We start from the raw sequence: 26649 nt of genomic DNA, 5'->3' as shown, positions 1-26649 counted from the left end.
AGGACATGACTGATTCGCGGTGGGTGTGGGCGATCGGACTCGCGACGAGCTCCGAGAACGGGACCATTCTCGACACGTGGTACCCCGAGCCGAAGTTCGGCCGCCTCCCGCTCGGCTACGACCCCGCCATGCCGCCGGAGGACCTCGAGCGCCACGCCGTTCCCGACCCGCGCCGCGGCGTCACGGTCGACATCGTCACGGTCGAGATCGACCTCGACGAGGCGCCCGCCTCGACGCCGGACGCGTACCTGCGCCTGCACGCGCTCTCCCACCGGCTCGTACGCCCGAACGAGGTGAACCTGGACGGGATCTTCGGTCACCTGCCGAGCGTCGCGTGGACCAACGCGGGACCCATGCACCCCGACGACGCGACGCGCCTGCGTCCGTTCCTGCAGCGGGACGGCATCCAGGTTCAGGGGCTCGACAAGTTCCCGAGGCTGCTCGACTACGTCACGCCGCCGGGGGTGCGGATCGCGGATGCCTCGCGCGTGCGCCTCGGCGCATACCTCTCCCCCGGCACGACCGTCATGCACGAGGGCTTCGTGAACTTCAACGCCGGCACCCTGGGCGCCTCCATGGTCGAGGGACGCGTCTCGCAGGGCGTCGTGGTCGGCGACGGGAGCGACATCGGCGGCGGCGCGTCCATCATGGGCACGCTCTCGGGCGGCGGCGCCCACAGGATCTCGGTCGGCGCGCGCACGCTCCTCGGCGCGAACGCGGGCATCGGCATCTCGCTCGGCCACGACTGCGTCGTCGAGGCCGGCCTCTACGTGACGGCCGGCACGAAGGTCGTGCTCCCCGACGATCCGCGCACCGCCGACGGCGCCCTGCCGTCGGTGAAGGCCGTCGAGCTGTCGGGGCGCGACGGGCTGCTGTTCCGCCGCAACTCGCTCACGGGCGCCGTCGAGGCGGTGCGGCGCGAGGGCGTCGGCGTGACGCTCAACGAGGCGCTGCACGCCTGACGCGGGTCGCGAGCGCGGAGATGGGGGCGGATGCCGCGGCATCCGCGCTCGCTCGTCTCGAGCCTCAGGCTGTGCCCGGGTAATTGCGCTCGGGCGAGCCCACGTAGAGCTGCTGCGGGCGGCCGATCTTCGAGTGCGGGTCGTTGACGGCCTCGCGCCACTGCGCGAGCCAGCCGGGAAGGCGGCCGATGGCGAACAGCACCGTGAACATGCGGGTGGGGAAGCCCATCGCCTTGTAGATGACGCCGGTGTAGAAGTCGACGTTCGGGTAGAGGCGGCGCTCCTTGAAGTAGTCGTCCTCGAGGGCGATCTCCTCAAGCTCTTTCGCGAGGTCGAGCAGCGGGTCGTGCACTCCGAGCTCGCGCAGCACCTCGTCGGCCGACTCCTTCACGAGCTTCGCGCGCGGGTCGTAGTTCTTGTAGACCCGGTGGCCGAAGCCCATGAGCTTGACGCCGTCCTCCTTGTTCTTGACGCGCTCGACGAAGCGCTGCACCGACTCGCCCGACTCGCGGATGCGGGCGAGCATGTCGAGCACCGCCTCGTTCGCACCGCCGTGGAGCGGACCGTAGAGGGCGTTGATGCCGGCCGAGATCGACGAGAACTGGTTGGCGCCGGTCGAGCCGACCAGGCGCACGGTCGAGGTCGACGCGTTCTGCTCGTGGTCCTCGTGGAGGATGAGGAGGCGCTCGAGCGCGCGCGACATGACCGGGTTCACCTCATAAGGCTCGCTGAGCACGCCGAAGTTGAGCTTGAGGAAGTTGTCGACGAAGCCCAGCGAATTGTCGGGGTACAGGAACGCCTGGCCGATGCTCTTCTTGTGCGCGTACGCCGCGATCACGGGCAGCTTGGCGAGCATGCGGATCGTGTTGAGCTCGACGAACTCGGGGTTGGCGGGGTCGGACTCGCGCTCGTAGTAGGTCGACAGCGCCGACACGGCCGACGACAGCACCGACATCGGATGTGCCGTGTGCGGCAGCGCCGAGAAGAAGCGCTTGAGGTCTTCGTGCAGAAGCGTGTGGCGGCGGATGCGGTCGTCGAAGGCCGCGAGCTCGTCAGGAGTCGGCAGCTCTCCGTAAAGCAGCAGCCAAGCGACCTCGAGGTAGGTGCTGTTCTGCGCGAGCTGCTCGATGGGGTAGCCGCGATAGCGGAGGATTCCCTTGTCGCCGTCGATGTAGGTGATCGCCGACGTCGTCGCGGCGGTGTTGACGAACCCGTAGTCCAGCGCCGTGTGGCCGGTCTGCCGCGTGAAGGTCGAGATGTCGACGCTGGGGACGCCGTCGGTGCCGTGCAGCACGGGGAATTCGGCCGTTCGTTCACCGATGGTCAGAATCGCCTTGACCGGCTGAGTGACCGCGTCGTTCACGGAGCCTCCTCGCGTTGTGAGTCGTACCGGGGGGTGGTGCGGGTCACGCCGGGAGGCGGGGTTCCGCGAACCGTGACGGGGCGGAGAGATGCTCGCCACCGCGCCCCTACAGCCTATCTGGCCACCGGGCGTAGTGCGGACACAGCCAACCCCTGCACCCGTTCGATGGAGGATTCCGACGAATGCGACGCGTCACGCGCGCCGCAGGCGGTCCGCAGCCTCGTCGATGCGCTCATCCGTCGCGGTGAGCGAGAACCGCACGTGCTCGGGGAAGTGAGCACCGTAGAAGTGCCCCGGACCGGCCAGGATGCCCAGGTCGGCAAGCCTTCCGAGGCTGTCCCACCCGTCGCGGCCCTCGGTCGCCCACACGTAGAGTCCCGCCTCGCTGTGGTCGACGCGGAATCCCGCCGCCTCGACCGCCGGCCGCAGCACGTCGCGCCGGCGACGATACAGCGCCTTCTGCTCCTCGACGTGCGCGTCGTCGGCGAGCGCCGCCGCCATCGCCGCCTGCACGGGTGCCGGCAGCATGAGGCCCAGGTGCTTGCGCGCCGTGAGCAGTCGCGCGACGAGGTCGGCGTCGCCCGCGACGAAGGCCGCGCGGTAGCCGGCGAGATTCGACTGCTTGCTGAGCGAGTACACCGACAGCAGGCCGCCGAGGCTCCCTCCCGACGCTCGGGGGTCGAGCACCGACGGGATGGGCTCGCGATCCCACGGCGCGTCCCAGCCGAGCTCGGCGTAGCACTCGTCGGATGCCAGGACCGCCCCGATCTCGCGCGCCCGGTCGGCCGCGGCGCGCAGCGCCGCCGCGTCGAGGACGCGCCCGTCGGGATTGCCGGGCGAGTTGATCCAGACGAGCTTCGCGTCGACCGGCCACTCGGCCGGGTCGTCGGCGGCGACCGGCGTCGCGCCGACGAGCTTGGCCCCCACCTCGTACGTCGGGTAGGCGGCGCGCGGGTGCACGACGACGTCGCCGGGGCCGAGCCCGAGCAGGAGGGGCAGCAGCGCGACGAGCTCCTTCGACCCGATCGTCGGGAGGACGTTCTCGGCGCCGAGCGCCGTGACGCCTCGGCGGCGCGCGTACCACGCGGCGATGGCCTCACGAAGGGCTGGAGTGCCGACGGTCTGCGGGTACGCGTGGGCGTCCGTCGCCCGCGCGAGCGCCTCGGCGATGACGGGCGGCGTCGGGTCGACGGGCGAGCCGACCGACAGGTCGACCATCCCGTCGGGGTGTGCGCGGGCGCGGGCGGCGTAGGGCGCGACCGAGTCCCACGGGTACTCCGCGAGGTCGGCGACCCCCATCAGGGAGCCTGCGGCGGAAGGGCGGCGATGATCGGGTGGTCCTTGTGGATCACGCCCACCTTGGCTGCGCCGCCGGGTGAGCCGATGTCGTCGAAGAACTCGACGTTCGCCTTGTAGTAGTCCTGCCACTCATCGGGAAGGTCGTCTTCGTAGTAGATCGCCTCGACGGGGCACACTGGCTCGCACGCGCCGCAGTCGACGCACTCGTCGGGGTGGATGTAGAGGCTGCGTTCGCCCTCGTAGATGCAGTCGACCGGACACTCGTCGATGCAGGCGCGGTCCTTGACGTCCACGCACGGGAGGGCGATCACATAAGTCACGGCACCCAGTCTAGGCCGAGCGGTCGGCTGCGGATGCCTCGCCCGCCGTTCGCGCGGGAGTCGCGGCATCCGTGTCTTCGCCCTCGTCTTGAGCCGTCGTCGTCATGCGCGGCAGGTGCTCGGGCCACGCCACCACCAGCGCCACCAGCAGCGGAACGGAGATCGTCCACACGACGCCGAGGCTCGTCTGCGGCACCACGACGGAGCCGCCCGGCCCCGCCCCTGAGAAGACGAGCGTCGCGACCATGAGCCCGAGGCCCGTGCCGAGCGCCGCCCAGCGGTCGGACGTGAGGAGCCGCACGGCGGCGAGCAGCGCCCCCGAGCCGATGAGCGCGAGAATCAGCCCCAGCGGGAACCACGCGAGCGTGTAGGCGTGCGCGATGGTGCCGGCGACCCCGTAGACGGCGCCCGCGACGAACGCGACGATCCACGTGCCGACGCGGGACCACGAGAACATCACCGGGCAAGTCTAGATCCCTGCGGTCCGCGGCCCCGCGTCAGGCCGCCCAGCCCCACAGCCGCAGCAGCGCGGCCACGAGCGCGGCGCCCGCCACCACGACCAGGAACGGCGCCCGCAGCATCAACAGGCCCGCTGCGACGAGGACGGCCGGGATGCGCGCGTCGACGACGATCGCCTGGCCGGCGCCGAGCGTCTGCACCGCGACGAGCGCGGCCAGCAGAGCGACGGTCAGCAGATCCGAGATGCGCGCGGCGCGGGGTGCCTCGAGCACGCGCGGCGGCACGAGGTAGCCGAGCGTCTTGAGCGCGACGCAGATGATCGCGGCGACGAGCGTCGCAGTCCACAGGGTCACGGCAGTCCCTCTCGCTCGGCGACGTCGGCGGGCTCTGCCGGCACGTCGTCGGAGCCCAGCCAGTTGAACCAGCCGACCGCGACGGCGACGACCGCCGCGACGAGAACCGGGAGCCCCGGCATGAGCACGGGCGTGAGGATCGCGGCGACGACGGCCGCCGCGGCGCCGACGGCGATCGGCTGCAGGCGGCGCAGGCGAGGCCACAGGAGCGCGAGGAACGCCGCAGCGGCGGCCGCGTCGAGGCCGTACGCGCGGGGATCCCCGAGCACGTCGCCCAGCAGCGCACCCGCGAGCGTGGAGAGGTTCCAGCCGACGTAGATGCCGATGCCCGTCACCCAGAAGCCCACAAGGCGCGCGCGGTGCGTGCGCTGCGCGAGGGACACCGCCGTGGACTCGTCGATCGTGAACTGCGCGGCTGCCGCCCGGCGCCAGAACCCCGGACCGATCACGGGCGACATGCGCATGCCGTACGCGATGTTGCGGATGCCCAGGAGCGAGGCCGACGCGATGGCCGCCGGCGCGGCCGCCACTCCCCCGGCGCCGATGACGCCCGCGAACGCGAACTGCGAGCCGCCCGTGAACATCAGCAGGCTCAGCACGCACGTCTGCCACACGTCGAGACCGGATGCCACGGCGAGCGCGCCGAACGAGATGCCGTACGCGCTCGTGGCGATCGCAACGCCGAGGGCCTGACGCCACGCGGCACGCGCCTCGGTGACGGCATCCGCATCATCGAAGTCGGGCGCTGAACTCACTCGCTCGATGGTACCGACCACGGCCGACGTGCCAGGGCGAGCCGATCCGGGATCGGTGGACCGGCCGGACCGGTCGGACCGGTCGGCGGCCTCAGGCGCTCGCGGCGGCGTCCTGGCGCTTGAGCCGGCTCGCGGCGCGAGCGCGCTCGGTCTGGTCGAGGACCACCTTGCGGATGCGCACCGTCTCCGGCGTCACCTCTACGCACTCGTCCTCGCGCGCGAACTCGAGGCACTCCTCGAGCGAGAGCTGACGCGGGGGCGTGAGCTTCTCGAGCTCATCGGCGGTCGAGGACCGCATGTTGGTGAGCTTCTTCTCCTTGGTGATGTTGACGTCCATGTCTTCCGAGCGCGTGTTCTCGCCGACGACCATGCCCTCGTACACCTCGTCGGTGGGCTGCACGAAGAAGCTCATGCGCTCCTGCAGCGCCATCATCGCGAACGGCGTCGCGACACCGGCGCGGTCGGCGACGATCGAGCCGGTCGCGCGCGCGAGGATGTGGCCCGCCCAGTCGTCGTAGCCGGCCGAGATCGCGTTCGCGATTCCCGTGCCGCGCGTCACCGACAGGAACTCGGTGCGGAAGCCGATGAGACCGCGCGACGGCACGATGAATTCCATCCGCACCCATCCGGTGCCATGGTTGACCATCGACTCCATGCGGCCCTTGCGCGCCGCCATGAGCTGCGTGATCGCGCCGAGGTGCTCCTCGGGCGCGTCGATCGTGAGGTGCTCGAAAGGCTCCTGGACCTGACCGCTCGGACCCTTGCGCGTGACCACCTGCGGCTTGCCCACCGTCAGCTCGAAGCCCTCGCGGCGCATGTTCTCGACGAGGATCGCCAGCGCGAGCTCGCCGCGGCCCTGCACCTCCCACGCATCCGGACGCCCGACATCGACGACTTTGAGCGACACGTTGCCGATGAGCTCGCGGTCGAGGCGGTCCTTGACCATGCGACCCGTGAGCTTGTGGCCCTTCACCTTGCCCGCGAGCGGCGAGGTGTTCGTGCCGACCGTCATCGAGATGGCCGGGTCGTCGACCGAGATGGCGGGCAGCGCACGTACGTCCTCGGGATCGGCGATGGTCTCGCCGATCGTGATCTCGTCGATGCCCGCGATCGCGACGATGTCGCCGGGCCCCGCGGACTCCGCGGGGTAGCGCTCGAGCGCGCGGGTCTTCAGCAGCTCGGTGATGCGGGCGTTCGAGTGTGTGCCGTCGTGACGCACCCACGCGACGGTCTGCCCCTTCTTGAGAGTGCCGTTGAAGACGCGCAGCAGCGCGAGACGGCCCAGGAACGGGCTCGAGTCGAGGTTCGTGACCCACGCCTGCAGCGGCGCCTCGTCGTCGTAGGACGGCGCGGGCACGTGCTCGAGGATCGCCTCGAAGAGCGGCTCGAGGTCGGAGTTGTCGGGAAGCTCGCCGTTGGCGGGTCGGTTGCGCGACGCCGCACCCACACGACCGCTCGCGTACACGACCGGCACGTCCAGGAGCGCGTCGACGTCGAGGTCGGGCACGTCGTCGTGGAGGTCGGATGCGAGGCTGAGCAGCAGGTCGTGCGCCTCCTCCTCGACCTCGGCGATGCGCGCGTCGGGACGGTCGGTCTTGTTGACGAGGAGGATCACCGGGAGCTTCGCCTCGAGCGCCTTGCGCAGCACGAAGCGCGTCTGCGGCAGGGGCCCCTCGCTCGCGTCGACGAGCAGCACGACGCCGTCGACCATCGACAGACCGCGCTCCACCTCGCCGCCGAAGTCGGCGTGGCCGGGGGTGTCGATGACGTTGATGGTCACGGGCTCGTCGGTGTGCGCGCCGTTGTACGTGATCGCCGTGTTCTTGGCGAGGATCGTGATGCCCTTCTCGCGCTCGAGGTCGTTCGAGTCCATCGCCCGCTCCTCGACGTGGGCGTGCTCGCCGAACGAGCCCGTCTGGCGCAGCATCGCGTCGACCAGGGTGGTCTTGCCGTGGTCGACATGCGCGACGATCGCGACGTTGCGGAGGTCCGGACGGAAGGCGCGCGCCATAGAGGATCCTTGAGGAGAAAGTGAAAAGACTGGGGGACGCCGGGAATCCGGCATCCCCCAGTCTATCGGGCGCTCCTGAGCGTCAGCTTTCCGGGTCGGCGCCGCGCTGCAGAAGCAGGGCGCGCGCCTCGCGGCGATCCCGCTGCGCGTCGGGATCGGGAACCGGAACCGCAGCGATGAGGCGCTGCGTGTAGGGGTCTGTCGCCCCGCGCAGGATCTCGTCGCGCGTACCCGTCTCCACCAGCTTGCCGTGGTGCATCACCGCGATGCGGTGCGCGAGGATGTCGACGACCGCGAGGTCGTGGCTGATGAAGAGGCACGCGAACTGCAGCTGCGCCTGGAGCTCCTGGAGCAGCTCGAGGAACCGTGCCTGCACCGACACGTCCAGCGCCGAGGTCGGCTCGTCTGCCACGAGCAGCTCGGGTGCGAGGGCGAGAGCGCGCGCGATGCCGACGCGCTGACGCTGACCGCCCGACAGCTCGTGCGGGAAGCGGTTGCGGTACGACGACGGAAGCTCGACCTGGTTCAGCAGCTCCTCGACGCGACGGTCGAGCGCCTTGCCCTTCGCCTCGCCCGACAGCAGGATCGGCTCTCCGATGGACTGGCCGATCGGCATGCGGGGGTTCAGCGACGAGGCCGGGTCCTGGAACACGATGCCCGTCCTGCGGCGGATCGCGAACAGGTCCTTCTGCGTCGCCTTCGAGATGTCGGTGCCGACCGAGATGAGCTTGCCCTCCGCGATCGGCAGCAGGCCGATCGCCGCGCGGCCGAGCGTCGTCTTGCCCGAGCCCGACTCGCCCACGAGACCCACGATCTCACCCGGGAAGATGTCGAGATCGATGTGCTCGGCGGCGCGGAACGCGGGGATGCGCCCGCGCTTGGGGTAGTCGATCGCGACGTCCTGGAACGACAGCACCGGCTCGCGCGTCTCGATGATCTCTTCGGCGACCTCGGTCGCGCGCTCGCGGATCGCCGCGATCGCCGGCACAACCGCGTCATCGGTCTCGACGACGCCGAGGGCGGCGTCGGACGCCTCCTCGATGACGCCGAGGCCGAGGTGCGGCACCGACGCGAGCAGCTGCTGCGTGTACGGGTGCTGAGGCGCGTTGAAGATCTCGTGGACCGTGCCCTGCTCGACCACGATGCCGTTCTTCATCACCATGATGCGGTCGGCGAGGTCGGCGACCACGCCCATGTCGTGGGTGATGAGGATGATCGCCGAGTCGAGGCGCTTGTGCAGGTCGCGCAGCAGGTCGAGGATCTCGGCCTGGACGGTCACGTCGAGAGCGGTCGTCGGCTCGTCGGCGATGAGCAGGAGCGGATCGCACGAGATCGACTGCGCGATCATGGCACGCTGGCGCTGACCGCCCGACAGCTGGTGCGGGTATTTGTGGAACGACTGCTCCGGGTTCGGCATCTCGACCAGGCGCAGCAGCTCGATCGCCCGCTCCTTCGCGGCCGACGGAGCGATACTGCGGTCGTGCGAGCGAAGCGACTCCACGATCTGGAACCCGATCGTGTAGACCGGGTTGAGAGCCGTCATGGGCTCCTGGAAGATCACGGCGATCTCGTTGCCGCGCAGCGCACGCAGCGTCGCATCGTCCACGCCGCGCAGCTCGCGCTCGAGCAGCTTGATCGAGCCGGTCACGCGCGAGTTCTCGGGCAGCAGCCCGAGCAGGGCCATCGAGCTCGTGCTCTTGCCGGAACCCGACTCGCCCACGATCGCGAGCACCTCGCCACGCCGCACGACGTAGTTCATGTCGACCGCCGCGGGGTAGAACTGTCCCTCCACCCAGAAGTCGACGCCGAGGCGCTGGACCTCGAGGATCGTCTCGGGCAGGGCCTTGTGCGACGCCGCGATCTCGGCGTCGATGCCCGTGGTGTCAGTCATTCGTTGTATCCCATCTGGAAAGCTTGAGGTCATGCCGTTTCAGGAGGTGTTCTACCGGCCGGTGCTCGGCCGCGTCCTCGCCGTGGTGACCATCGTCGTGTGCGCCGCGGGGGTGGTCCTCCTGCTGTGGGAGGACCCTGCCGCGGCTCTGCGCTACAGCTGGCCGATCCTGCTCGTCGCCGTCGTGGCCTGGGCGCTGTTCTGGCGACCGAGCCTGCGGGTGCAGGAGCACGGCATCACTGTCGTCAACGTGTTCCGCACGCACTTCGTGCCATGGCCGAACATCACCGCGATCGACACCCGCTACTCGCTCACGCTCCGCACCGGCGGCGCATCCGTGCGAGTGTGGGCGACGCCCGCTCCCGGGCGCCACCGCACACTCGGCCTTGCGAGCAAGGATTTCGACGGCGTAGGCCAGTCGGCCCTGGGCGAGCATGGCAGCCTTCGCCCCAGCGACGCGATCAGCACCCCGAGCGGCAATCTCGCCCAGGTGATCCGCGGGCACTGGGAGCGCCTGCGCGACGCGGGAGCGTTCGCGAGCGGCGCCGACCCCGAGGCTTCCGCCGTCACGTGGCATTGGGCGACGATCGCGGTGATCGCTGTCCTCGCCGGCGCGACGGTGATCGGCCTGCTGGTCTAGCAGCGTCACGTCAGCGCTCCGGGCCGCGCGCCGCGTCGTCCGGATCGACCGGGCTGTTGTCCGTCGCCTGTGCGATGTCCCGGATATCGGGGGCATCGGAGGTCGTCAGAGCAGCCTCATCGATCGCCGTCGCCGAGATCGGCTTCTTCGCGCGCGCGGTGCGTGCCATCGCCCGCTCGCTCGGCATCTTCTTCTGGCGCGGGTCGAACGCGTCGCGCAGACCGTCGCCGATGAAGTTGATGCACAGGGCGATGACGATGATGAAGATGCCCGGCCACCAGAACAGCCACGGCCGCGTCGAGAACGCCGCCTGGTTGTCGGAGACGATCTTGCCCAGTGACGTGTCGGGCGCCTGCACGCCGAAGCCGAGGAAGCTCAGCGCCGACTCGAGCAGGATCGCACCCGCCATGAGCAGCGTCGCGTTGACGACGATGACGCCGACGGCGTTCGGGAGGATGTGGCGGAAGATAATGCGCCGGTCGCGCGCACCCGACACACGGGCCGCGTCGACGAACTCGCGCTCGCGGAGCGTGAGGAACTCGCCGCGCACGAGACGCGCCATCGTGGTCCACGCGAACAGTCCGATCACGACGCCCAGCACCGCGGCACCGAGGTTGCCGAAGGTGTTTCCCAGCACCGAGCCGATCACGATGAGCGGGATCGTGATGATGATGTCGGTGAAGCGCATGAGCACCGAGTCGGTCCACTTGCGGTAGTAGCCGGCGAGCGCGCCGATCACGACGCCGATCACCGTCGCGACGACACCCGCGATGACCATCACCATGATCGACTGCTGCGTGCCGCGCATGACGACCGCGAAGATGTCGCGCCCGACCTCGTCCTGCCCGAACGGGTGGTCGCCGAACTGCAGCGGCCACAGGCTCATCGTGGGCACGCCGTTGTTGACCTTCGTGGGGATCTCGGTCCAGGAGTACTGCCACCACCCGGGGATCCGCAGACCCCACAGGCTCACGCCGACGGACGTGAACGCCAGCACGATGATGAAGCCGAGGACGATCATCGAGATGAGCGCCGCGCGGTGCCGGAAGAAGCGCCGGCGGACGATCTGGCCCTGGCTGAGACCCTCGGTCTCCTTCTGCTCGATCGTGATCTCGGAGAGCGCCTGAGTGTCGAGCGCCTCTTGTTCAGTGACTGTGGTGTTCATGTCAGGCCACCTTGATTCTCGGGTCGAGCGCCGCATACACGAGGTCCGCGATCAGGTTGAAGACGACCGCGAGCGTGCCCGTGACCACGAAGAAGGCCATGACCGGATTCGGATCGTGCGCACCGAGCGCCGTGACGAACAGGCGTCCCATGCCGGTCCAGCCGAACACGGTCTCGGTGATCACCGCGCCGCCGACGATCGCGCCGACATCGAACGCGATGATCGTCGTGATCGGGATGAGGGCGTTGCGGAAGGCGTGACGCACGATGACCGTGCGCTGCGTGAGTCCCTTCGCCCGCGCGGTGCGGATGTAGTCCTGGTTCATCACCTCGAGCAGGCTCGCGCGCGAGTAGCGCGTGTAGCTGGCGAACGAGATGAGGATGATCGCGATCGTCGGCAGCAGCAGGTGCGTGTACAGGTCGATGCCCTGCACCCAGAAGTTGCCGCCGAGGCCGGGTGTCGAGGCGCCCACCGTCGCGATGGGACGACCGCGCACACGGCTCGAGTTGGCATACGCCTCCCAGTACGACATGTACTTGTCGAGCGCGGTGAACCCCGCGACGAGGAAGCCCACGATCGCGGTCGTGCGGACCACGGGCGCACGGTCGGGCGCTCCCATGAACCACCCGATCGCACCGCTCACGATGACCGCGAGCACCGCGAGGACCACGAAGAACCACAGCGTCATCCCGTTGAGGATGTAGTTGATCATCGGGAAGTACAGGGCGATGCCGAGAACCGCGACGATCAGCGACGCGTACAGCGCCTTGCGGTTGCGCAGACCCGTCGAGATCGCCGTCACGCCGACGGCCGTACCCAGCGCCAGTGCTGAGAAGACGACGATCCCGATGCTCGGGTCGGCGAACCAGCGGGTCGCCGAGAGGAAGGCCATCACGGCCGCGGTCGCGACGGCGGCGGTGCCGAACACGATGAGCCGACGGCGCCACTTGCCGCCGATGAGGGACATCCAGATCAGGCCCGCGATCAGCGAGACCACGATGATGACGGGTATCGCGATCACCGGATCGCCGAGCCAGTTGTTGAGCTGGATCGCGCCGTACTGCTTGAGCAGCACCGCGACCCAGAAGATCGGCAGCGAGAAGAACAGGAACGAGATGAGCGTCACCGTGTAGTCGAAGCCCGTGTACTGACGAAGGGCGGAGACGATACCGACGGTGATGCCGAGCACGATCGCGACGATGGTCGCCGTCGTGACGAGCGTCAGGGTCGCGGTGATCGCGTTCCCGAGCAGCGCGTTGACCGGCTGCCCCTGGATGCTGATGCCGAAGTCGCCGCGGAACAGGCCACCGAGCCACAGGAAGTAACGCAGCGGCGGCGGGACGTCGAGGTTGAGGAGCTTGGTCCGAGCTTCCATGAGCTCGGCCTTGTTCGGAGCGTTGCTCTGACGGAGGTCCTCCAGCGGGTCGCCGGAGTAGGCCGTGAGCAGGTACATGAGAAATGTCGCGGCGAAGAGCACGAAGATGGACGCGATCAGTCGCCGGATGATGAATGAAGCCATGGTGTGGCCGCCTACCAATCCGTGAGTCGGCGAGAGTGGCGGGGTACCCGGGATTGCCGGCCCTCAGCCCTCTGCCACCGGGAGGATTCTAACGTGTGGGGTGCAGGCTTCCCCTGAGGGAAACCTGCACCCCACCTGGCTCAGCCGAGCCGGGGCTCGGCTGAGCCGCGTTCGGTGATTACTCCTCCGAGCCGCCGTCGGTCACGGACCAGTCCCACGCGTTCCAGAAGATCGTGGGAGCGAGGATCGACGGGTCGATGCCCTCCACACGGTCGCTGAAGGCGGTGACGCCCGGGAACTGGAAGATGGTGACGCCGTAGAAGTCGCCCCAGAGCAGAGCATCGATCTGCTTCTGGATGTCGATCTGGGCGTCAACGTCGAACTCGACGTTCAGCTGGGCGATCAGCTCGTCAACCTCAGGGTTCGAGTAGAACGTGAGGTTGTTGATGCCACCCGTCTGGAAGGTCGGGCCCGAGCTCGTGACGGCGAGGCTCGTCGACTGCCAGCCGAAGAGCGATGCGTCGTAAGCACCCGGCGTGCCCAGGAGGCCACCCCACTGCTCCGAACCGCAGTCGGTCACGTTGAAGCCGGCCTGAGCGGCCGAAGCCTGGATCAGGGCGAACTCGTTGACACGGCGCGGGTTGTTCGATGCGTAGAGGAGGCAGACCTCGGTGTTGGTCACGCCCGACTCGGCGAGGAGCTGCTTGGCGCCCTCGATGTCGACCTCGGCGAACGCCTCGGAGCCGTTCGCGGCGACCGACTCGTCGTAGCCATCGGCACCCGGCACGAAGATCTGCGAGGAGCGCAGGAGCGCGTCGTCGCCGGCGATCGGCCTGATGAGAGTGTCGAGGATCTCCTGACGCGGGATCGTCTTGAGGAACGCCTCACGGACCTGCGGGTTCGAGAAGATGTTCTCGGGGTTTCGACCGTTGTTGAACTGGAGGTCGACGTGCTCGTACGTGCCCTCGACGCCGGTCACGACCGTGATGCCCTCGAGGCCGTCGAGCGCGGTCTTGATGTCGGCGGTCGCCTGGGGCGAGATGACGTCGACCTCACCGTTCTCGAGCGCCTGCACCGCGGCCAGCGGGTCGGGGATGAAGCGGATCGTGATCTCTTCGATCGTGGGCTGGTTGTCACCCGCGTACTCGGGGTTCGCGACCAGCGTGATGTACTGATCGGCCACGAAGTCGCTGATCATGTACGGACCGGTCGCGAGGTAGAGCTCGGGGTCGTCGGGCAGCTCGGTGAAGTTGAAGCCCGCGTTCCAGAAGGCCGAGATCGGCGCCAGAGCGGCGTCGTCCTCGTTCTCGATCGCGTCGAGGATGGCCTGCTTGGCCTCTTCGTTGTCCTCGATGCCGAGGGCGTTCTTGGCCACGACGTGAGCCGGAAGCGGCGACGGGAAGGAGAGCTCCCAGTCGACGTACGGCTGGTCGTAGGTCATCGTGATCGAGCGGCCATCGTCGCCGATCTCGGGCGTCTGCGTCACGAGACCGAGGCCCGCGTCGGCGGTGGCGCCGGAGTCGAAGTAGACGACGTCGGTCGGGAAGGCGTCGGTGAACTCACCGGTCTCAGGGTCGGTGAACTCGGCCGGGTCGAAGTCCGGGGTGTCCAGTGCGCGCGAGAGGGCGGCCCAGTCGAGCATGAGGTCGGCGGCGTCGACCGGCGTGCCGTCGGACCACTTGACGTCCTCGTTGACCGTGTACTTGATCGTCAGCGGGTCTTCGCTGACCATCTCGTACGTGCCGAACGACGTGTTCTGAACGAGCTCAGGCGTGTTGTTGTAGTAGTTGAAGCCGTCGAGCGTCAGATACGTGATGTTGTTGTTGGCGGTCGCGTTGCCGAACGACGTGTTGCCGTTGTACGAGTAGAACGCCTGGTTCCACGCAGCGGTGATCGACGAGCCCTCGATGAGACCGGAGTCGTCACCGTTGTCGCCGCCACCGGCGGCGCAGCCCGAGATCGCAAGTGCGCCGACGGCGGTGAGTGCCACCGCAGCCGAAATGCGCTTCATTCTCACTGTTCCTCCTGTGCAGGGTTGAGCGCACACGCGTAGGCGGGGCCATGCGGGGGCGCTGGATGGGAAAACGATAAGCACGCAAGGTGAGATGGTCAAAACAATCCGCGAAAACGTTACAGAGCCTTAACTCGGCGCGTTCGCAGTGTGGCAATCTGACAAGATGAGCCCGCCCGAACGCCCCGACATTGTGAGGGAAACCACTGCCGGAGGCCCCCTTTCGCGGTATGAGCGGGCGCGGCTCACGTGGGAGGTGTGGCTCGTCCTGGCGGTCACGGTGGGGCGCTCGGCGCTCTACTCGGTGCTCTCGCTCATCCGCACGACGATCGACGCGCTGACGGCCGGCGAGGGCCTCGGCGACCGTGCGACGCAGCTGAACCCGACGCGCGACGCCACGGCGTTCTGGGACCTCCTCTACCAGCTGCTCGACGTCTTCTTCTCGCTCGCCGTCGTCGCGCTCGTGGTTTACCTGCTGTGGGAGCCGGGAAGCAACGCGCTGCGGCGCATCGGCCTCGACTTCCGCCGGTTCGGGGGTGACGTCGCGCGCGCCCTCCTGCTCGCCGCCGTGATCGGCGTGCCGGGGATCGCGCTCTACGCCGCCGGCCGCGCGCTCAACATCACCCTGCAGGTGAGCGCGTCGCCGCTCGACGCCGCGTGGTACACCGTGCCCGTCCTCATCCTGGCCGCCGTGCGAGCCGGCCTCGTCGAGGAGGTCATCTTCAACGGCTACCTCTTCGACCGGCTGCGGCGCCTCGGATGGTCGTGGTGGCCGATCATCCTCACCTCGGCCGCGATCCGCGGCGCGTACCACGCGTACCAGGGCCCCGGCGCGGTCGTCGGCAACTTCGCGATGGGCGTCCTCTTCGGCTGGTGCTACCGCCGCTGGGGCCGCGTGATGCCCCTCGTGATCGCGCACACGATCATCGACACCGTCGCGTTCGTCGGGTACCCGATCGCAGCGGGACTCTGGCCGGACGTGTTCGGCCCGCTGCCGACGCCGACACCCACGCCGACGCCGACCACGACGTCGACTCCCGCGGCCTGAGCGCGGGGGCGCGGCATCCGTCACGCGTCGGCGAGTCGCCTGAACGGGGCTGTCGGCGACGACGGAACCGGATGCCGCGCCCGCGGCCCCGCGTCAGGCGAACGCCTCGATCGGCGGGCACGCGCACACGAGGTTGCGGTCGCCCCACGCCTGGTCGATGCGCCGTACCGGCGGCCAGTACTTGCCCCGGACGAGCGAGGGCACCGGGAAGACCGCGCGCTCGCGCGAGTATGGATGCGTCCACTCGTCCGCCGCGATCGACGCGGCCGTGTGCGGGGCGTTAACCAGGGGGTTGTCGTCCTTCGGCCACTCCCCCGCCGCGACCGCGAGCGCCTCGTTCTTGATGGCGATCATCGCCTCCACGAACCGCTCGAGCTCGCCGAGGTCCTCAGATTCGGTCGGCTCGACCATGAGCGTGCCGGCGACGGGGAACGACATCGTCGGCGCGTGGAAGCCGTAGTCGATGAGCCGCTTCGCGACGTCGTCGACCGTGACGCCGGTCTGCTCCTTGAGCGGTCGCAGGTCGAGGATGCACTCGTGGGCGACGAGCCCGTTGTCACCGGTGTACAGCACCGGGAAGTGATCGCGCAGGCGCGCCGCGAGGTAGTTCGCGGCGAGGACCGCGGCGGCCGTGGCATCCGTCAGCCCCTCGGTTCCCATCATGCGGACGTACGCCCACGAGATCGGGAGGATCCCCGCCGAGCCGTGCGGTGCGGCAGACACCGGGCCCCCCTGGAAGACTCCGCCCGCATGGTCCTTGCGCTGCGAGAACGGATGCCCCGGCAGGTAGGGCGCGAGGTGCGCCTTGGCCGCGACGGGGCCCACGCCCGGTCCGCCGCCGCCGTGCGGGATCGCGAACGTCTTGTGCAGGTTGAGGTGCGATACGTCGCCGCCGAGGTCTCCGAAGCGGGAGTAGCCCAGCAGCGCGTTCAGGTTCGCGCCGTCGACATAGACCTGCCCGCCGGCGTCGTGCACGGCGCTCGTGATCTCGAGCACGTCGAGCTCGTAGACGCCGTGCGTCGACGGGTACGTGATCATGAGCGCCGCGAGCTCGTCGCGGTGCTCCTCCACCTTCCCGCGCAGGTCGTCGAGGTCGACGTTGCCCTGGTCGTCGCACGCGACGACGACGACGCGGAGCCCCGCGAGCACCGCCGAGGCGGCGTTCGTGCCGTGCGCCGACGACGGGATGAGGCACACCCGCCGCTCGGACTCGCCGTTCGCGTCGTGGTATCCGCGGATCGCGAGGAGCCCCGCGAGCTCGCCCTGCGAGCCGGCGTTCGGCTGCAGCGACACGGCGTCGTACCCGGTGACCTCCGCGAGCCACGTCTCCAGCTGCTCGATCATCGCGAGGTAGCCGCGCACGTCGGCCTCGGGCGCGAAGGGGTGCACGCGCGAGAACTCCGGCCACGACACGGCGGCCATCTCGGTGGCCGCGTTGAGCTTCATCGTGCACGAGCCGAGCGGGATCATGCCGCGGTCGAGGGCGTAGTCGCGGTCCGACAGCGTCCTGAGGTACCGCATCATCGCGGTCTCGCTGCGGTGCGTGTGGAACACCGGATGCGTGAGGTACTCGTCTTCACGTCGCAGCACCTCGGGCGCGCCGGCGAGCGGCACCGCGTCATCGAACGGGACGGCCCGCTGCCCTTCCTCGCCCCCGCCGTCGAACTCGACGTCGGGCAGCCCGAACGCCCACGCGACGGCGGCGAGGTCGTCGGCCGTGGTGGTCTCGTCGACCGAGACGCCGACGGTCGCGTCATCCGCCCAGAACAGTTGGTAGCCCCGTGAGCGCGCCCGGTCGATCACGCGCTTGGACGGGCCGGGGGTCACGACGCGGATCGTGTCGAAGAACGAGTCCGACACGAGCGAGAGGCCGTACTCGCGCAGGCGTCCGGCGAGCGCCTCCGCCTTCTTCGCGACGTCGGTCGCGATCGCGCGGAGGCCCTCGGGGCCGTGGTACACCGCGTACATCGAGGCCATGACCGCGAGCAGCACCTGCGACGTGCAGATGTTGGAGGTCGCCTTCTCGCGACGGATGTGCTGCTCGCGGGTCTGCAGGGCCAGGCGATACGCCGGATGCCCCTCCGCGTCCTGCGAGACTCCGACGAGTCGCCCGGGAAGCTGTCGCTCCAGGCCCTGGCGCACGGCCATGTAACCGGCGTGAGGGCCGCCGAACCCGAGCGGCACGCCGAAGCGCTGCGTCGTGCCGACGGCGACGTCCGCGCCGAGCGAGCCGGGCGAGCGCAGCAGGGTGAGTGCGAGGAGGTCCGCCGCGACGATCGCGAGACCGCCGGACACGTGCACCGCGTCGATGACCCCCGAAGGGTCCCACACGCGTCCGGAGGCGCCGGGGTACTGCAGGAGCACCCCGAAAGGCTCGACCTGCTCGCCGTCCGCCTCGACGGGGAGCACGCCGCCATTGGCGAAGTCGACCTCGACGAGCGCGATGCCGACCGCGCCCGCGCGCGTGCGCAGGAGCGCCTTCGTCTGCGGCAGCGCGTCGGCGTCGACGGCGAACACGTTCGACGCCGACTTCGAGGCCCGCCGGGCCAGCAGCATGCCCTCGACGACGGCGGTCGACTCGTCGAGCATGGACGCGTTCGCGGTGTCGAGCCCGGTGAGGTCTGAGACCATCGTCTGGAAGTTGATGAGCGCTTCGAGCCGCCCCTGCGAGATCTCGGGCTGATACGGCGTGTACGCCGTGTACCACGACGGGTTCTCGAGCACGTTGCGCGCGATCACCGACGGTGTGAACGTGTCGTAGAGCCCGAGTCCGATCATCGGGCGGGCGACGCGGTTCATCGACGCGAGGCCGCGCAGCTCGGCGAGCGCCTCGGCCTCGGTCGCGGCGCGGGGGATGTCGGTCGTGGTGCGCGGCGTCGAATGGATCGACGCCGGGACGGCGGCCCGCACCAGGTGATCGACGCTGTCGTAGCCGAGCGCGTCGAGCATGGTGCGCTGAGCCGCGGCATCCGTTCCTATATGGCGGTCCGCGAAGCGGCGCTGTGCGGACGTCACTTGTCGCCCTCGGTCAGCGCGACGTAGGCTGCGCGGTCGAGCAGGCCGTCGAGGCCCGCCGGGTCGACGCGCAGCTTGACGAGCCAGCCGTCGCCGAACGGGTCGGCGTTGACGATCGACGGGTCGTCGACGGCGGCGTCGTTGACCTCGACGATCTCACCCGAAACGGGCGCGTAGAGTTCGCCGACGGACTTCGTCGACTCGATCTCACCGCACACGGCACCGCCCGTGACGGCGGAGCCCGCCGCGGGCAGGTCCACGTAGACGACGTCGCCCAGCTTGTCGGCGGCGTAATCGGTGATGCCGATGGTGGCGACGTCGCCGTCGACGGCGATCCACTCGTGCTCGGCGGTGTACTTGAGGGTGTCGAGATCGGTCATTTGTTCCTCCGGTAGAAGGGCAGGGTGCTGACGGTGGCCGGGATGCGGCTTCCGCGCACGTCGATGAAGAGAGGGGTGTCGAGGGCGCTCGCGTGCGGTGAGACGAAGGCCATGGCGATCGGATGCCCCAGGGTCGGGCTCAGCGCGCCGCTGGTGATCTCGCCGACGGGGTTGCCGTCGGCGTCGAGGACGGGGTAGCCCGCGCGGCCGGCGCGGCGCCCTTCGGCGACGAGCCCGACGAGCACGGGGGCGTCGGTGGCGACCACGGTCTCGATCGCGGTGCGCCCGACGAAGTCCTCCTTGTCGGCGGCGACGGTGCGCGCGAGGCCGACCTGCGAGGGCACGGTGTCGCGCGATAGCTCGTGCCCGTACAGGGGCATGCCGGCTTCGAGACGGAGCGTGTCCCGCGCCGCGAGCCCGGCCGGAACGAGCCCGAACGGCTCTCCGGCGGCCAGGACCGCGTCCCACAGGGGGCCGACCGCGTTCGCGCGGATGAACAGCTCGAAGCCGTCCTCGCCCGTGTAGCCCGTGCGTGCGAGGTGCATCGGCACGGACTCGCCGCCGCGGACGAAGTCGGCGTGCGTGCGCCGGTAGTACTTCACGTCCGACAGCGGCGTGTGGTCGCCGACCTGGATCTCGGACGTCGCCTCGAGGATCGCCTGCGACGCCGGGCCCTGGACGGCGATGAGCGCGATGTGGTCGGTGCAGTCGTCGACGACGACGTCGAACTCCTCGGCGCGCTCGGTGAGGGCCGCGACGGCCGCGTCGCGGTTTCCCGCGTTCGCGACGACCATGTAGCCGTCGTCCGCCGCGCGGTACACGATGAGGTCGTCGATGATCCCGCCGGACGGGTCGAGCAGGAGCGTGTACTTCGCCTGGTCGACCGCGAGCGCCGACATGCGCCCGGACACGGCGAAGTCGAGGAAGGCCGCGGCATCCGGGCCGTGCACCTCGATCTCGGCCATGTGCGAGATGTCGAATAGGCCTGCGGCGTTGCGGACGGCGTGGTGCTCGGCGAGGTCGGACGTGTAGCGGACGGGCATGAGCCATCCGCCGAAGTCCGTGAACGAGGCGCCGAGCGCCTCATGTCGGTCATGCAACGGGGTCGTGCGCAGCTGGGTCATGAGTTCTCCCGTGGTCGGGCGGGTGGATGCCGGGCGGCATCCGCGGAACTCCCCCTCTGTCTTCGACCTGAGAGCTTCGCCACCGCCTCGACGAATGAAGTCAAGGGGGGCTTTCTCCTTCGGCGGGTGCGGCTGCACCACTCTCCAGAGCGGCCGGACGGATGCGGTACACGGACCTGAGAGATTGGCGGGGAGGCTTGCTCCTTCGGTGCCCGTCCCCACGCTCGGCGTGGTCGGGGCTCTCCCGCAGTCGTCATGCGGCCTGGTCTTCAGTTGCGGGGCCAAGCATATCCGTCCCGCTCCCGGCGAGCCAGCCGGACACGGCGGCCGGTCAGCGCGTGCAGGCTCCCGTCGAGGTGGTCGGGCTGTCGGCGGATGCCGCGGCCAGCGCGGGCGCGAGCTCGACGGGCGTCATCGCGTAGCCCAGTCCCTGTCCGACGTCTCCGCGTGCGAACACGACCCCCGCGACCTCGCCGTCGCCGGTGAGCAGCGGTCCGCCGGAGTTGCCCGGCTGCACGTCAGACTGAAGCGAGTAGATCTCGCGGAGCGCGGCGGATTCGCCGTAGATGTCGGGCACGGGGACCGCGCCGACCGACAGCACGTGAGCGCTCGTGCTCGTGAGCGGCCCGCCCAGCGGGTAGCCCTGGACGACGGCGGGCGCGCCGGGACCGATCGTCTCGACGATCGCGAGGGGCTCGGCCGGGAGGTCGTCGACCGCGATGACCGCGAGGTCGTCGACCGGGTCGAAGTAGACGACGCGGCCCTCCCGCGCAGTGCCGCCCGGAAGCTCGACGAGCGGTGAGTCGACGCCGGCGAGCACGTGCGCGTTGGTGACGACGAGGTCGTCGGCGGCGACGAACCCGGAGCCGGTCATCGCGACCCCGCACGCGGAGGCGGTTCCGCTGATGCGGGCGACGGATGCCGCGGCCCGCTGCAGCTCGGGATCGTCGAGCGCGACCGGCGGCGCTGTCGGCTGCGCCTGCGGCTGAAGCAGCTCGCCGAGTCGGGGCAGTCCGTCGTCGAGGACGGCCCCTCGGAGCTGGGCGAGCGCCGCATCGACGGGTGTCGGCGTGAAGGCGTCGATCATGCGCAGCACGCGCGACGATGCGACAGCGGATGCGACGAGCGGCGTTCCCGTCGCGGTCACCGTCGTCCCGACGAGGAGCAGCACGAGGGCGGTCGTGACGACGTTGAGCACGCCGCCGAGCACGCGATCGATCCCGCGCAGGGCTGTTCGCTCGACGCCCTTGCGGAGTGCCGTGCCGATCGCGGTCCCGACCGCGGCGCCGAGGAGGACCAGGAAGATCGCGCCGCCCGCGAGGAGGATGCCCCGCCACGCCCCGCCAGGGAGGAAGACGCCCGCGACAGGCACGAGCCAGTAGGCCGCGAGCGCGCCGACGACCAGCCCGACCAGCGTGCCGGCCGTCGCGAAGAACCCGCGGCTGACGCCGATGGCGAGCGCCGCGATGAAGGCGGCGACCGCGATCACGTCGACGACGATCATCGGGCCTCCTCGGGACTCGCGGCGTCGCCACTGTAGGCGATCGACGTCGGCGGACGCCGGGAGTTTGACTTCAAGTCAATGTGACAATAAGATCGGTCGCAGGAGTTATGGTCATGATGACACGAACCGGCGAGGCATCCGCCGCGATCGCGACCGGCACAGTCGCCGAGGTGACGCGCGTCGCCGTCTCGACCGTCATCTTCACGACCCGCCGGCTCGAGGGCGCCGATCGTCCGGCCGTCGTGCTGCCGCTCGTGCGCCGCACGCGCGACCCGTACGAAGGTCTGTGGGCGCTCCCGGGCGGGTGGCTCGGCCTCTCCGAGAGCCTCGAAGAGGCCGCGTCGCGCACGCTCGCCGAGACCACCGGCCTCGCGCCGAGCTACCTCGAGCAGCTCTACGCGTTCGGAGCCGTCGACCGCTCCCCCGCGCGCGTCGTCTCCATCGTGTACTGGGCGCTCGTGCGCGAGGACGAGACGCGCACTCCGCAGCCCGAAGACCCGGAGAACGTCGCGTGGTTCGACGCCGCGTCCCTTCCGCAGCTCGCCTTCGACCACAACCAGATCGTCGACTACGCGCTGTGGCGCCTGCGCAACAAGGTCGGCTACAGCCGAATCGCGCACGGCCTGCTGCCCGACGAGTTCACGCTCGCCGAGCTGCGCGAGGTGTACGAGGTGATCCTCGGCCGGCGCCTCGACCCCGCCAACTTCCGCCGCCAGGTCGAGAGCTCGGGGACCCTCATCCCCACCCAGTCGTTCCGCACCGGAAGCCACCGTCCCGCCCGCCTGTACCGCTACGACCGCGACGTCGAGCTCGCCGACCGAGGCCCGCTCGACGCCCGCCAGTGAATCGAGAAACCCATGTCCGCCGTCAACATCTCGCTCCAGCCCCGTCGCATCGATCCGTCCGTCGACCTCGAGATCCGCGCGATCGTCGAGGGCCGCGCGGGCGGTGAGACGTGCAGTACCGACCTCGCCTCGGGCCCCTGGAACTTCGACACCGTGCCCGGCTACGGTCCCGGCGCGTCGATGGGAGACGTCATCCCCACCGGATCGCCCCGTCAGGGCGAGCTCCCGGCCGAGTACCGCACGGCGTCGGCGGACGAGCTCGACGCGCGCATTCTCGCGGCCAAGGCGGCGCTCGGCGACCGGGTCGTCGTGCTCGGCCACTTCTATCAGCGCGAAGAGGTCGTGAGGCACGCCGACTACGTGGGCGACTCGTTCCAGCTCGCGAACGCGGCGCTGGAGCATCCGGATGCCGAGGCCATCGTCTTCTGCGGTGTGCACTTCATGGCCGAGACGGCCGACCTGCTGTCCCGCCCCGAGCAGGCCGTGATCCTGCCGAACCTCGCCGCCGGCTGCTCGATGGCCGACATGGCCGACATCGACCAGGTCGAGGACGCGTGGGAGCAGCTCGAGGACGTCTACGGCGACCTCTCCGCCCCCGATGCCGACGGGCTCGTGCCGGTGATCCCGGTCACGTACATGAACTCGTCCGCCGCGATCAAGGGCTTCGTGGGCCGCCACGGCGGCATCGTGTGCACGTCTTCCAACGCGCGCACGGTGCTCGAGTGGGCGTTCGCGCGCGGGCGCCGCGTGCTGTTCTTCCCCGACCAGCACCTCGGCCGCAACACCGCCAAGGCGATGGGGGTGCCGCTCGAGCAGATGCCGATGTGGAACCCGCGCAAGCCGCTGGGCGGCTCCACCGAGGAGCAGCTCCTCGACGCGCGCGTCATCCTGTGGCACGGGTTCTGCTCCGTGCACCGGCGCTTCAGCGTCGACCAGATCGCGGCGGCTCGAGCTGAACACCCCGGGGTGCGCGTCATCGTGCACCCGGAATGCCCGATGGAGGTCGTCGACGCGGCCGACGAGTCCGGCTCGACCGACTACATCCGCAAGGCGATCGAGGCGGCGACCGAGCCCACGACGTTCGCGATCGGCACCGAGGTGAACCTCGTCCAGCGGCTGGCGGCGCAGCATCCGCAGCACGAGATCTTCTGCCTCGACCCGGTCGTGTGCCCGTGCTCGACGATGTACCGCATCCACCCGGGTTACCTCGCGTGGGTGCTCGAGGCGCTCGTCGACGGTGAGGTGCTCAACCGCATCACGGTTCCCGGCGATGTCGCCGATCCCGCGCGCGTCGCCCTCGAGCGGATGCTCGCGGCGAAGCCTCCGGCGGCCCCGGCCGCGCATTGGGAGCAGGCGTCATGACGCGTGCGCTCGGCGCCCCGGTCGCTGAACGAGCGAAGCGGCACCTCACCCCGGACGCTGAGCGAGCGAAGCGAGACGAAGCGCACGCGCTGGTCGTCGGCTCGGGCATCGCGGGGCTGCTCGCGGCGCTGCACGCCGTCGACAGCGGATGCCGCGTGACCCTCGTCACGAAGGACGTGCTCGACCACGCCAACACGCGCTTCGCGCAGGGCGGGATCGCCGGCGTCATGTTCGACGACGACCGCATCGACGACCACGTGCGCGACACGGTGGTCGCCGGCGCCGGACTCAACGACCTCGACGCGGTGCGCGTGCTCGCCGAGGAGGGTCCCGCACGGATCCGCGAGCTCATCGACCTCGGCGTCGCGTTCGACCGCGGCGACGACGGCGGGTTCGTGAAGGGCCTCGAGGCCGCCCACTCGTACCCGCGCATCCTCCACGCGGGAGGCGACGCGACAGGCACCGCCATCGAGCGCGCACTCGTGGCGCGACTGCGCGCGAGCGACGTCGAGGTCGTCGAGCATGCTTTCCTCGTCGACCTCGTCGTGCGCAGCGGGCGGGTCGCGGGCGCCGAGCTGCTCGTGGACGACCGCGAGCCACTGACGCTCTTCGCCGACGCCGTCGTGCTCGCGACGGGCGGGGCGGGCGAGCTGTACGCGCACTCGACGAACCCCGCCGTCGCGACGGGCGACGGCATCGCGGCCGCGGTGCGCGCCGGTGCGGCCGTCGCCGATCTCGAGTTCTTCCAGTTCCACCCGACGGTGCTTCCTGCGGTCGCGGACGCGCCCGGCATCCGTGGTGCCGACGCGTTCCTCGTGTCGGAGGCGGTGCGCGGCGAAGGTGCGCTGCTCGTCGACGAGCGCGGCCGGCGCTTCGCACTGGACGCGCACCCTGACGGCGAGCTCGCGCCGCGCGACGTCGTCGCCCGCGCGATCGCCGCCCTCATGGAGGCGCAGGACGGACGCCCCGCGCTGCTCGATGCGACGGTCGTCGGGCCGGCCTCCCCCGAGGCGCGTGCGGAGTTCCTCGCGAAGCGCTTCCCGACGATCGACCGTTCCGTGCACGAGCGGGGGCTCGACTGGGCGCGCGCGCCGATCCCCGTGACCCCGGCCGCGCACTACCTCATGGGCGGGGTCGTCACCGACCTCGAGGGCCGCACCACGGTGCCCGGCCTGTACGCGGTCGGCGAGGTGGCCCGCACGGGAGTGCACGGCGCGAACCGCCTCGCGTCGAACTCGCTGCTGGAGGGAGCGGTGTTCGGCGCTCGTGCCGGCGATGCGATCGCGGATGACGCGGCGTCCGGCGCTTGGCCGCGCAGTGCCGCGTCGACCGCCGCGCGCCCGCTCGCCGCGAGTGCGGTCGTGGAGGCGGCGCCGTTCACCCGCCGCACGCTGCAGCACCTGATGTGGGAGCACGCGGGGCTCGTGCGCGATGAGGAGGGGCTGCGGCACGCGGCATCCGTTCTCTCGCAGTGGCGCGCGCAGCCGCGCGAGGCGCGAACCGAACGCGAGCTCGAGGACGAGAACCTGCTGCTCGTCGCCCAGCTGCTGGTCGCGGCCGCGCTCGCCCGTCGTGAGTCGGTCGGGGCGCACTTCCGGTCGGACGACCCGTCGTCGTGCAGAACTCCACAGAACCGCCGCGTCGCGAGCGCCCTCGCCCTCGAGGCGGCCCGAAAGCCCGCAGATCCGTGGAGGATCGCACGCCCGACCGCGACCCGAACCCCGGCTGTCGAACCGGAGAAGGAGCCCGTCGCATGCTGACCCGCGCCACGATCGACCGCGCCGTCGCGGCGGCTCTCGAAGAGGACGCACCGTGGGGCGACCTCACGAGCGACGCGCTCATCGTCGAGACGGCGATCGCACGCGCCGACCTCGTGGCACGCGAAGAGGGCGTGTTCAGCGGCGGCGAGGTGTTCGTCGCGGCGTTCCGCCTCACCGATCCGTCGATCGACGTGGAGCTCATCGTCGAGGACGGCGAGTTCTTCCGCCCGGGCACCGTCCTCGCGACGGTCACCGGTCCCGCGCGCGGCGTGCTCACGGCCGAGCGCGTCGGGCTCAACTTCGTGCAGCGGATGTCGGGCATAGCGACCCTCACCGCGCGCTACGTCGCCGAGGTCGCGCACACGGGCGCGCGCATCGCCGACACGCGGAAGACCACGCCCGGCCTGCGCGCGTTCGAGCGGCACGCGGTCGTGAACGGCGGGGGTCACAACCACCGGTACTCGCTCTCGGACGCGGTCATGGCGAAGGACAACCACCTCGCGGTGCTCGCGCAGAAGGGCGTCTCGGTGACCGCGGCGATCCAGGGCGCGATCGCCCGGCTCCCCCACACCACGCACTTCGAGGTCGAGGTGGACCGGCTCGACCAGATCGAGGCGGTGCTCGCGGCGGGCGTCGACACGGTCATGCTCGACAACTTCTCGCTCGACGACCTGCGTGCGGGGGTCGAGCTCATCGCCGGCCGCGCGACGGTCGAGGCATCCGGCGGGGTGTCGCTCGAGACCGTGCGGGCCATCGCCGAGACGGGCGTCGACGTCATCGCCGTCGGGGCGCTCACCCACTCCGCGCGCGCGCTCGACCTCGGGCTCGACGTGCGCATCGAGATGCTCGGGGGCTGATCATGT

22 protein-coding genes and 2 riboswitches are annotated in these 26649 nt (G+C 70.2%); of the genes, 7 read left to right on the top strand and 15 right to left on the bottom strand.

Going from position 1 to position 26649, the window contains the following annotated elements; translation table 11 throughout:
- The first annotated feature begins 5 nt into the window (after positions 1–5).
- Positions 6–962 carry a 2,3,4,5-tetrahydropyridine-2,6-dicarboxylate N-succinyltransferase gene (gene dapD, locus BJ991_RS09640; protein ID WP_179489537.1) on the top strand — a complete coding sequence of 319 codons (957 nt, stop codon included), beginning with the start codon at positions 6–8 and terminating at the stop codon, positions 960–962.
- Between the two features lie 64 nt (positions 963–1026).
- Here dapD and BJ991_RS09635 read toward each other — a convergent pair whose 3' ends face one another.
- The 8 genes from BJ991_RS09635 to BJ991_RS09600 all read right to left on the bottom strand — a co-directional run bounded on the left by BJ991_RS09635 (position 1027) and on the right by BJ991_RS09600 (position 9413).
- Entirely contained in the window at positions 1027–2325 is a 1299-nt protein-coding gene (locus BJ991_RS09635; RefSeq protein ID WP_179489536.1) for a citrate synthase, read from the bottom strand.
- A gap of 192 nt (positions 2326–2517) precedes the next feature.
- Positions 2518–3624, bottom strand: a complete 1107-nt coding sequence (dapC, locus tag BJ991_RS09630; RefSeq protein WP_179489535.1) for a succinyldiaminopimelate transaminase — start codon at positions 3622–3624, stop codon at positions 2518–2520.
- Positions 3624–3944, bottom strand: coding sequence for a ferredoxin (gene fdxA, locus BJ991_RS09625; RefSeq protein ID WP_179489533.1), 321 nt, complete (start codon positions 3942–3944; stop codon positions 3624–3626). The genes dapC and fdxA overlap by 1 nt, the downstream gene beginning before the upstream one ends.
- A 10-nt stretch (positions 3945–3954) precedes the next feature.
- Positions 3955–4401 carry a DUF6113 family protein gene (locus tag BJ991_RS09620; protein ID WP_246301065.1) on the bottom strand — a complete coding sequence of 149 codons (447 nt, stop codon included), beginning with the start codon at positions 4399–4401 and terminating at the stop codon, positions 3955–3957.
- Positions 4402–4441: 40 nt separating this feature from the next.
- Positions 4442–4756, bottom strand: a complete 315-nt coding sequence (locus tag BJ991_RS09615; RefSeq protein WP_179489531.1) for an AzlD domain-containing protein — start codon at positions 4754–4756, stop codon at positions 4442–4444.
- On the bottom strand, positions 4753–5511 hold the full coding sequence (locus BJ991_RS09610; protein WP_179489528.1) for an AzlC family ABC transporter permease: 759 nt from the start codon (positions 5509–5511) through the stop codon (positions 4753–4755). The genes BJ991_RS09615 and BJ991_RS09610 overlap by 4 nt, the downstream gene beginning before the upstream one ends.
- 91 nt (positions 5512–5602) lie before the next feature.
- A complete protein-coding gene (gene typA / locus BJ991_RS09605) occupies positions 5603–7522 on the bottom strand; it encodes a translational GTPase TypA (protein ID WP_179489526.1) in 1920 nt (639 codons plus the stop codon).
- An 82-nt stretch (positions 7523–7604) separates the two neighbouring features.
- Complete coding sequence (locus BJ991_RS09600) at positions 7605–9413, bottom strand: dipeptide ABC transporter ATP-binding protein (RefSeq protein ID WP_179489524.1); 1809 nt, start codon at positions 9411–9413, stop codon at positions 7605–7607.
- A 31-nt stretch (positions 9414–9444) separates the two neighbouring features.
- Between BJ991_RS09600 and BJ991_RS09595 the strand changes: the two genes are divergently transcribed.
- Positions 9445–10053 carry a PH domain-containing protein gene (locus tag BJ991_RS09595; RefSeq protein ID WP_179489522.1) on the top strand — a complete coding sequence of 203 codons (609 nt, stop codon included), beginning with the start codon at positions 9445–9447 and terminating at the stop codon, positions 10051–10053.
- A 10-nt stretch (positions 10054–10063) separates the two neighbouring features.
- On the opposite strand, the gene BJ991_RS09590 is transcribed toward BJ991_RS09595, so the two are convergent.
- The 3 genes from BJ991_RS09590 to BJ991_RS09580 form a co-directional block, all read right to left on the bottom strand.
- On the bottom strand, positions 10064–11218 hold the full coding sequence (locus tag BJ991_RS09590; protein WP_179489521.1) for an ABC transporter permease: 1155 nt from the start codon (positions 11216–11218) through the stop codon (positions 10064–10066).
- A 1-nt stretch (position 11219) separates the two neighbouring features.
- Positions 11220–12737 (bottom strand): ABC transporter permease, encoded by a 1518-nt coding sequence (locus BJ991_RS09585; RefSeq protein WP_179489520.1) that lies wholly within the window; start codon positions 12735–12737, stop codon positions 11220–11222.
- Between the two features lie 178 nt (positions 12738–12915).
- Entirely contained in the window at positions 12916–14748 is a 1833-nt protein-coding gene (locus BJ991_RS09580) for an ABC transporter family substrate-binding protein (protein ID WP_179489519.1), read from the bottom strand.
- Positions 14749–14914: 166 nt separating this feature from the next.
- Between BJ991_RS09580 and BJ991_RS09575 the strand changes: the two genes are divergently transcribed.
- The gene (locus BJ991_RS09575; RefSeq protein WP_179489518.1) at positions 14915–15796 is read left to right on the top strand and encodes a CPBP family intramembrane glutamic endopeptidase; all 882 of its coding nucleotides are present in this window, start codon (positions 14915–14917) and stop codon (positions 15794–15796) included.
- A gap of 93 nt (positions 15797–15889) precedes the next feature.
- Here BJ991_RS09575 and gcvP read toward each other — a convergent pair whose 3' ends face one another.
- From gcvP to BJ991_RS09555, 4 genes are all read right to left on the bottom strand, one after another.
- Positions 15890–18745, bottom strand: coding sequence for an aminomethyl-transferring glycine dehydrogenase (gene gcvP / locus BJ991_RS09570; RefSeq protein WP_218853159.1), 2856 nt, complete (start codon positions 18743–18745; stop codon positions 15890–15892).
- Positions 18746–18807: 62 nt separating this feature from the next.
- Positions 18808–19191 (bottom strand): glycine cleavage system protein GcvH, encoded by a 384-nt coding sequence (gene gcvH / locus BJ991_RS09565; RefSeq protein WP_179489516.1) that lies wholly within the window; start codon positions 19189–19191, stop codon positions 18808–18810.
- A complete protein-coding gene (gcvT, locus tag BJ991_RS09560; protein WP_179489515.1) occupies positions 19188–20315 on the bottom strand; it encodes a glycine cleavage system aminomethyltransferase GcvT in 1128 nt (375 codons plus the stop codon). Before gcvT ends, gcvH begins: the two co-directional genes overlap by 4 nt.
- Positions 20316–20364: 49 nt before the next feature.
- Positions 20365–20468: riboswitch (glycine riboswitch) on the bottom strand.
- 1 nt (position 20469) lies between these two features.
- Positions 20470–20572, bottom strand: a riboswitch (glycine riboswitch).
- 74 nt (positions 20573–20646) lie between these two features.
- The gene (locus BJ991_RS09555; RefSeq protein ID WP_179489513.1) at positions 20647–21819 is read right to left on the bottom strand and encodes a MarP family serine protease; all 1173 of its coding nucleotides are present in this window, start codon (positions 21817–21819) and stop codon (positions 20647–20649) included.
- A 116-nt stretch (positions 21820–21935) separates the two neighbouring features.
- Between BJ991_RS09555 and BJ991_RS09550 the strand changes: the two genes are divergently transcribed.
- The 4 genes from BJ991_RS09550 to nadC are packed head-to-tail and all read left to right on the top strand — an operon-like array spanning position 21936 to position 26643.
- Positions 21936–22664, top strand: a complete 729-nt coding sequence (locus BJ991_RS09550; RefSeq protein WP_179492672.1) for an NUDIX hydrolase — start codon at positions 21936–21938, stop codon at positions 22662–22664.
- Between the two features lie 12 nt (positions 22665–22676).
- Positions 22677–24026, top strand: coding sequence for a quinolinate synthase NadA (gene nadA, locus BJ991_RS09545; RefSeq protein WP_179489511.1), 1350 nt, complete (start codon positions 22677–22679; stop codon positions 24024–24026).
- Positions 24023–25786, top strand: a complete 1764-nt coding sequence (gene nadB, locus BJ991_RS09540; RefSeq protein WP_179489509.1) for an L-aspartate oxidase — start codon at positions 24023–24025, stop codon at positions 25784–25786. Before nadA ends, nadB begins: the two co-directional genes overlap by 4 nt.
- On the top strand, positions 25780–26643 hold the full coding sequence (gene nadC, locus BJ991_RS09535; protein ID WP_179489507.1) for a carboxylating nicotinate-nucleotide diphosphorylase: 864 nt from the start codon (positions 25780–25782) through the stop codon (positions 26641–26643). Before nadB ends, nadC begins: the two co-directional genes overlap by 7 nt.
- Positions 26644–26649 lie beyond the last annotated feature (6 nt).

The organism is Microbacterium immunditiarum, from assembly GCF_013409785.1.
Lineage (GTDB): Bacteria > Actinomycetota > Actinomycetes > Actinomycetales > Microbacteriaceae > Microbacterium > Microbacterium immunditiarum.
This window is presented reverse-complemented; position numbering and strand designations above follow the sequence as displayed.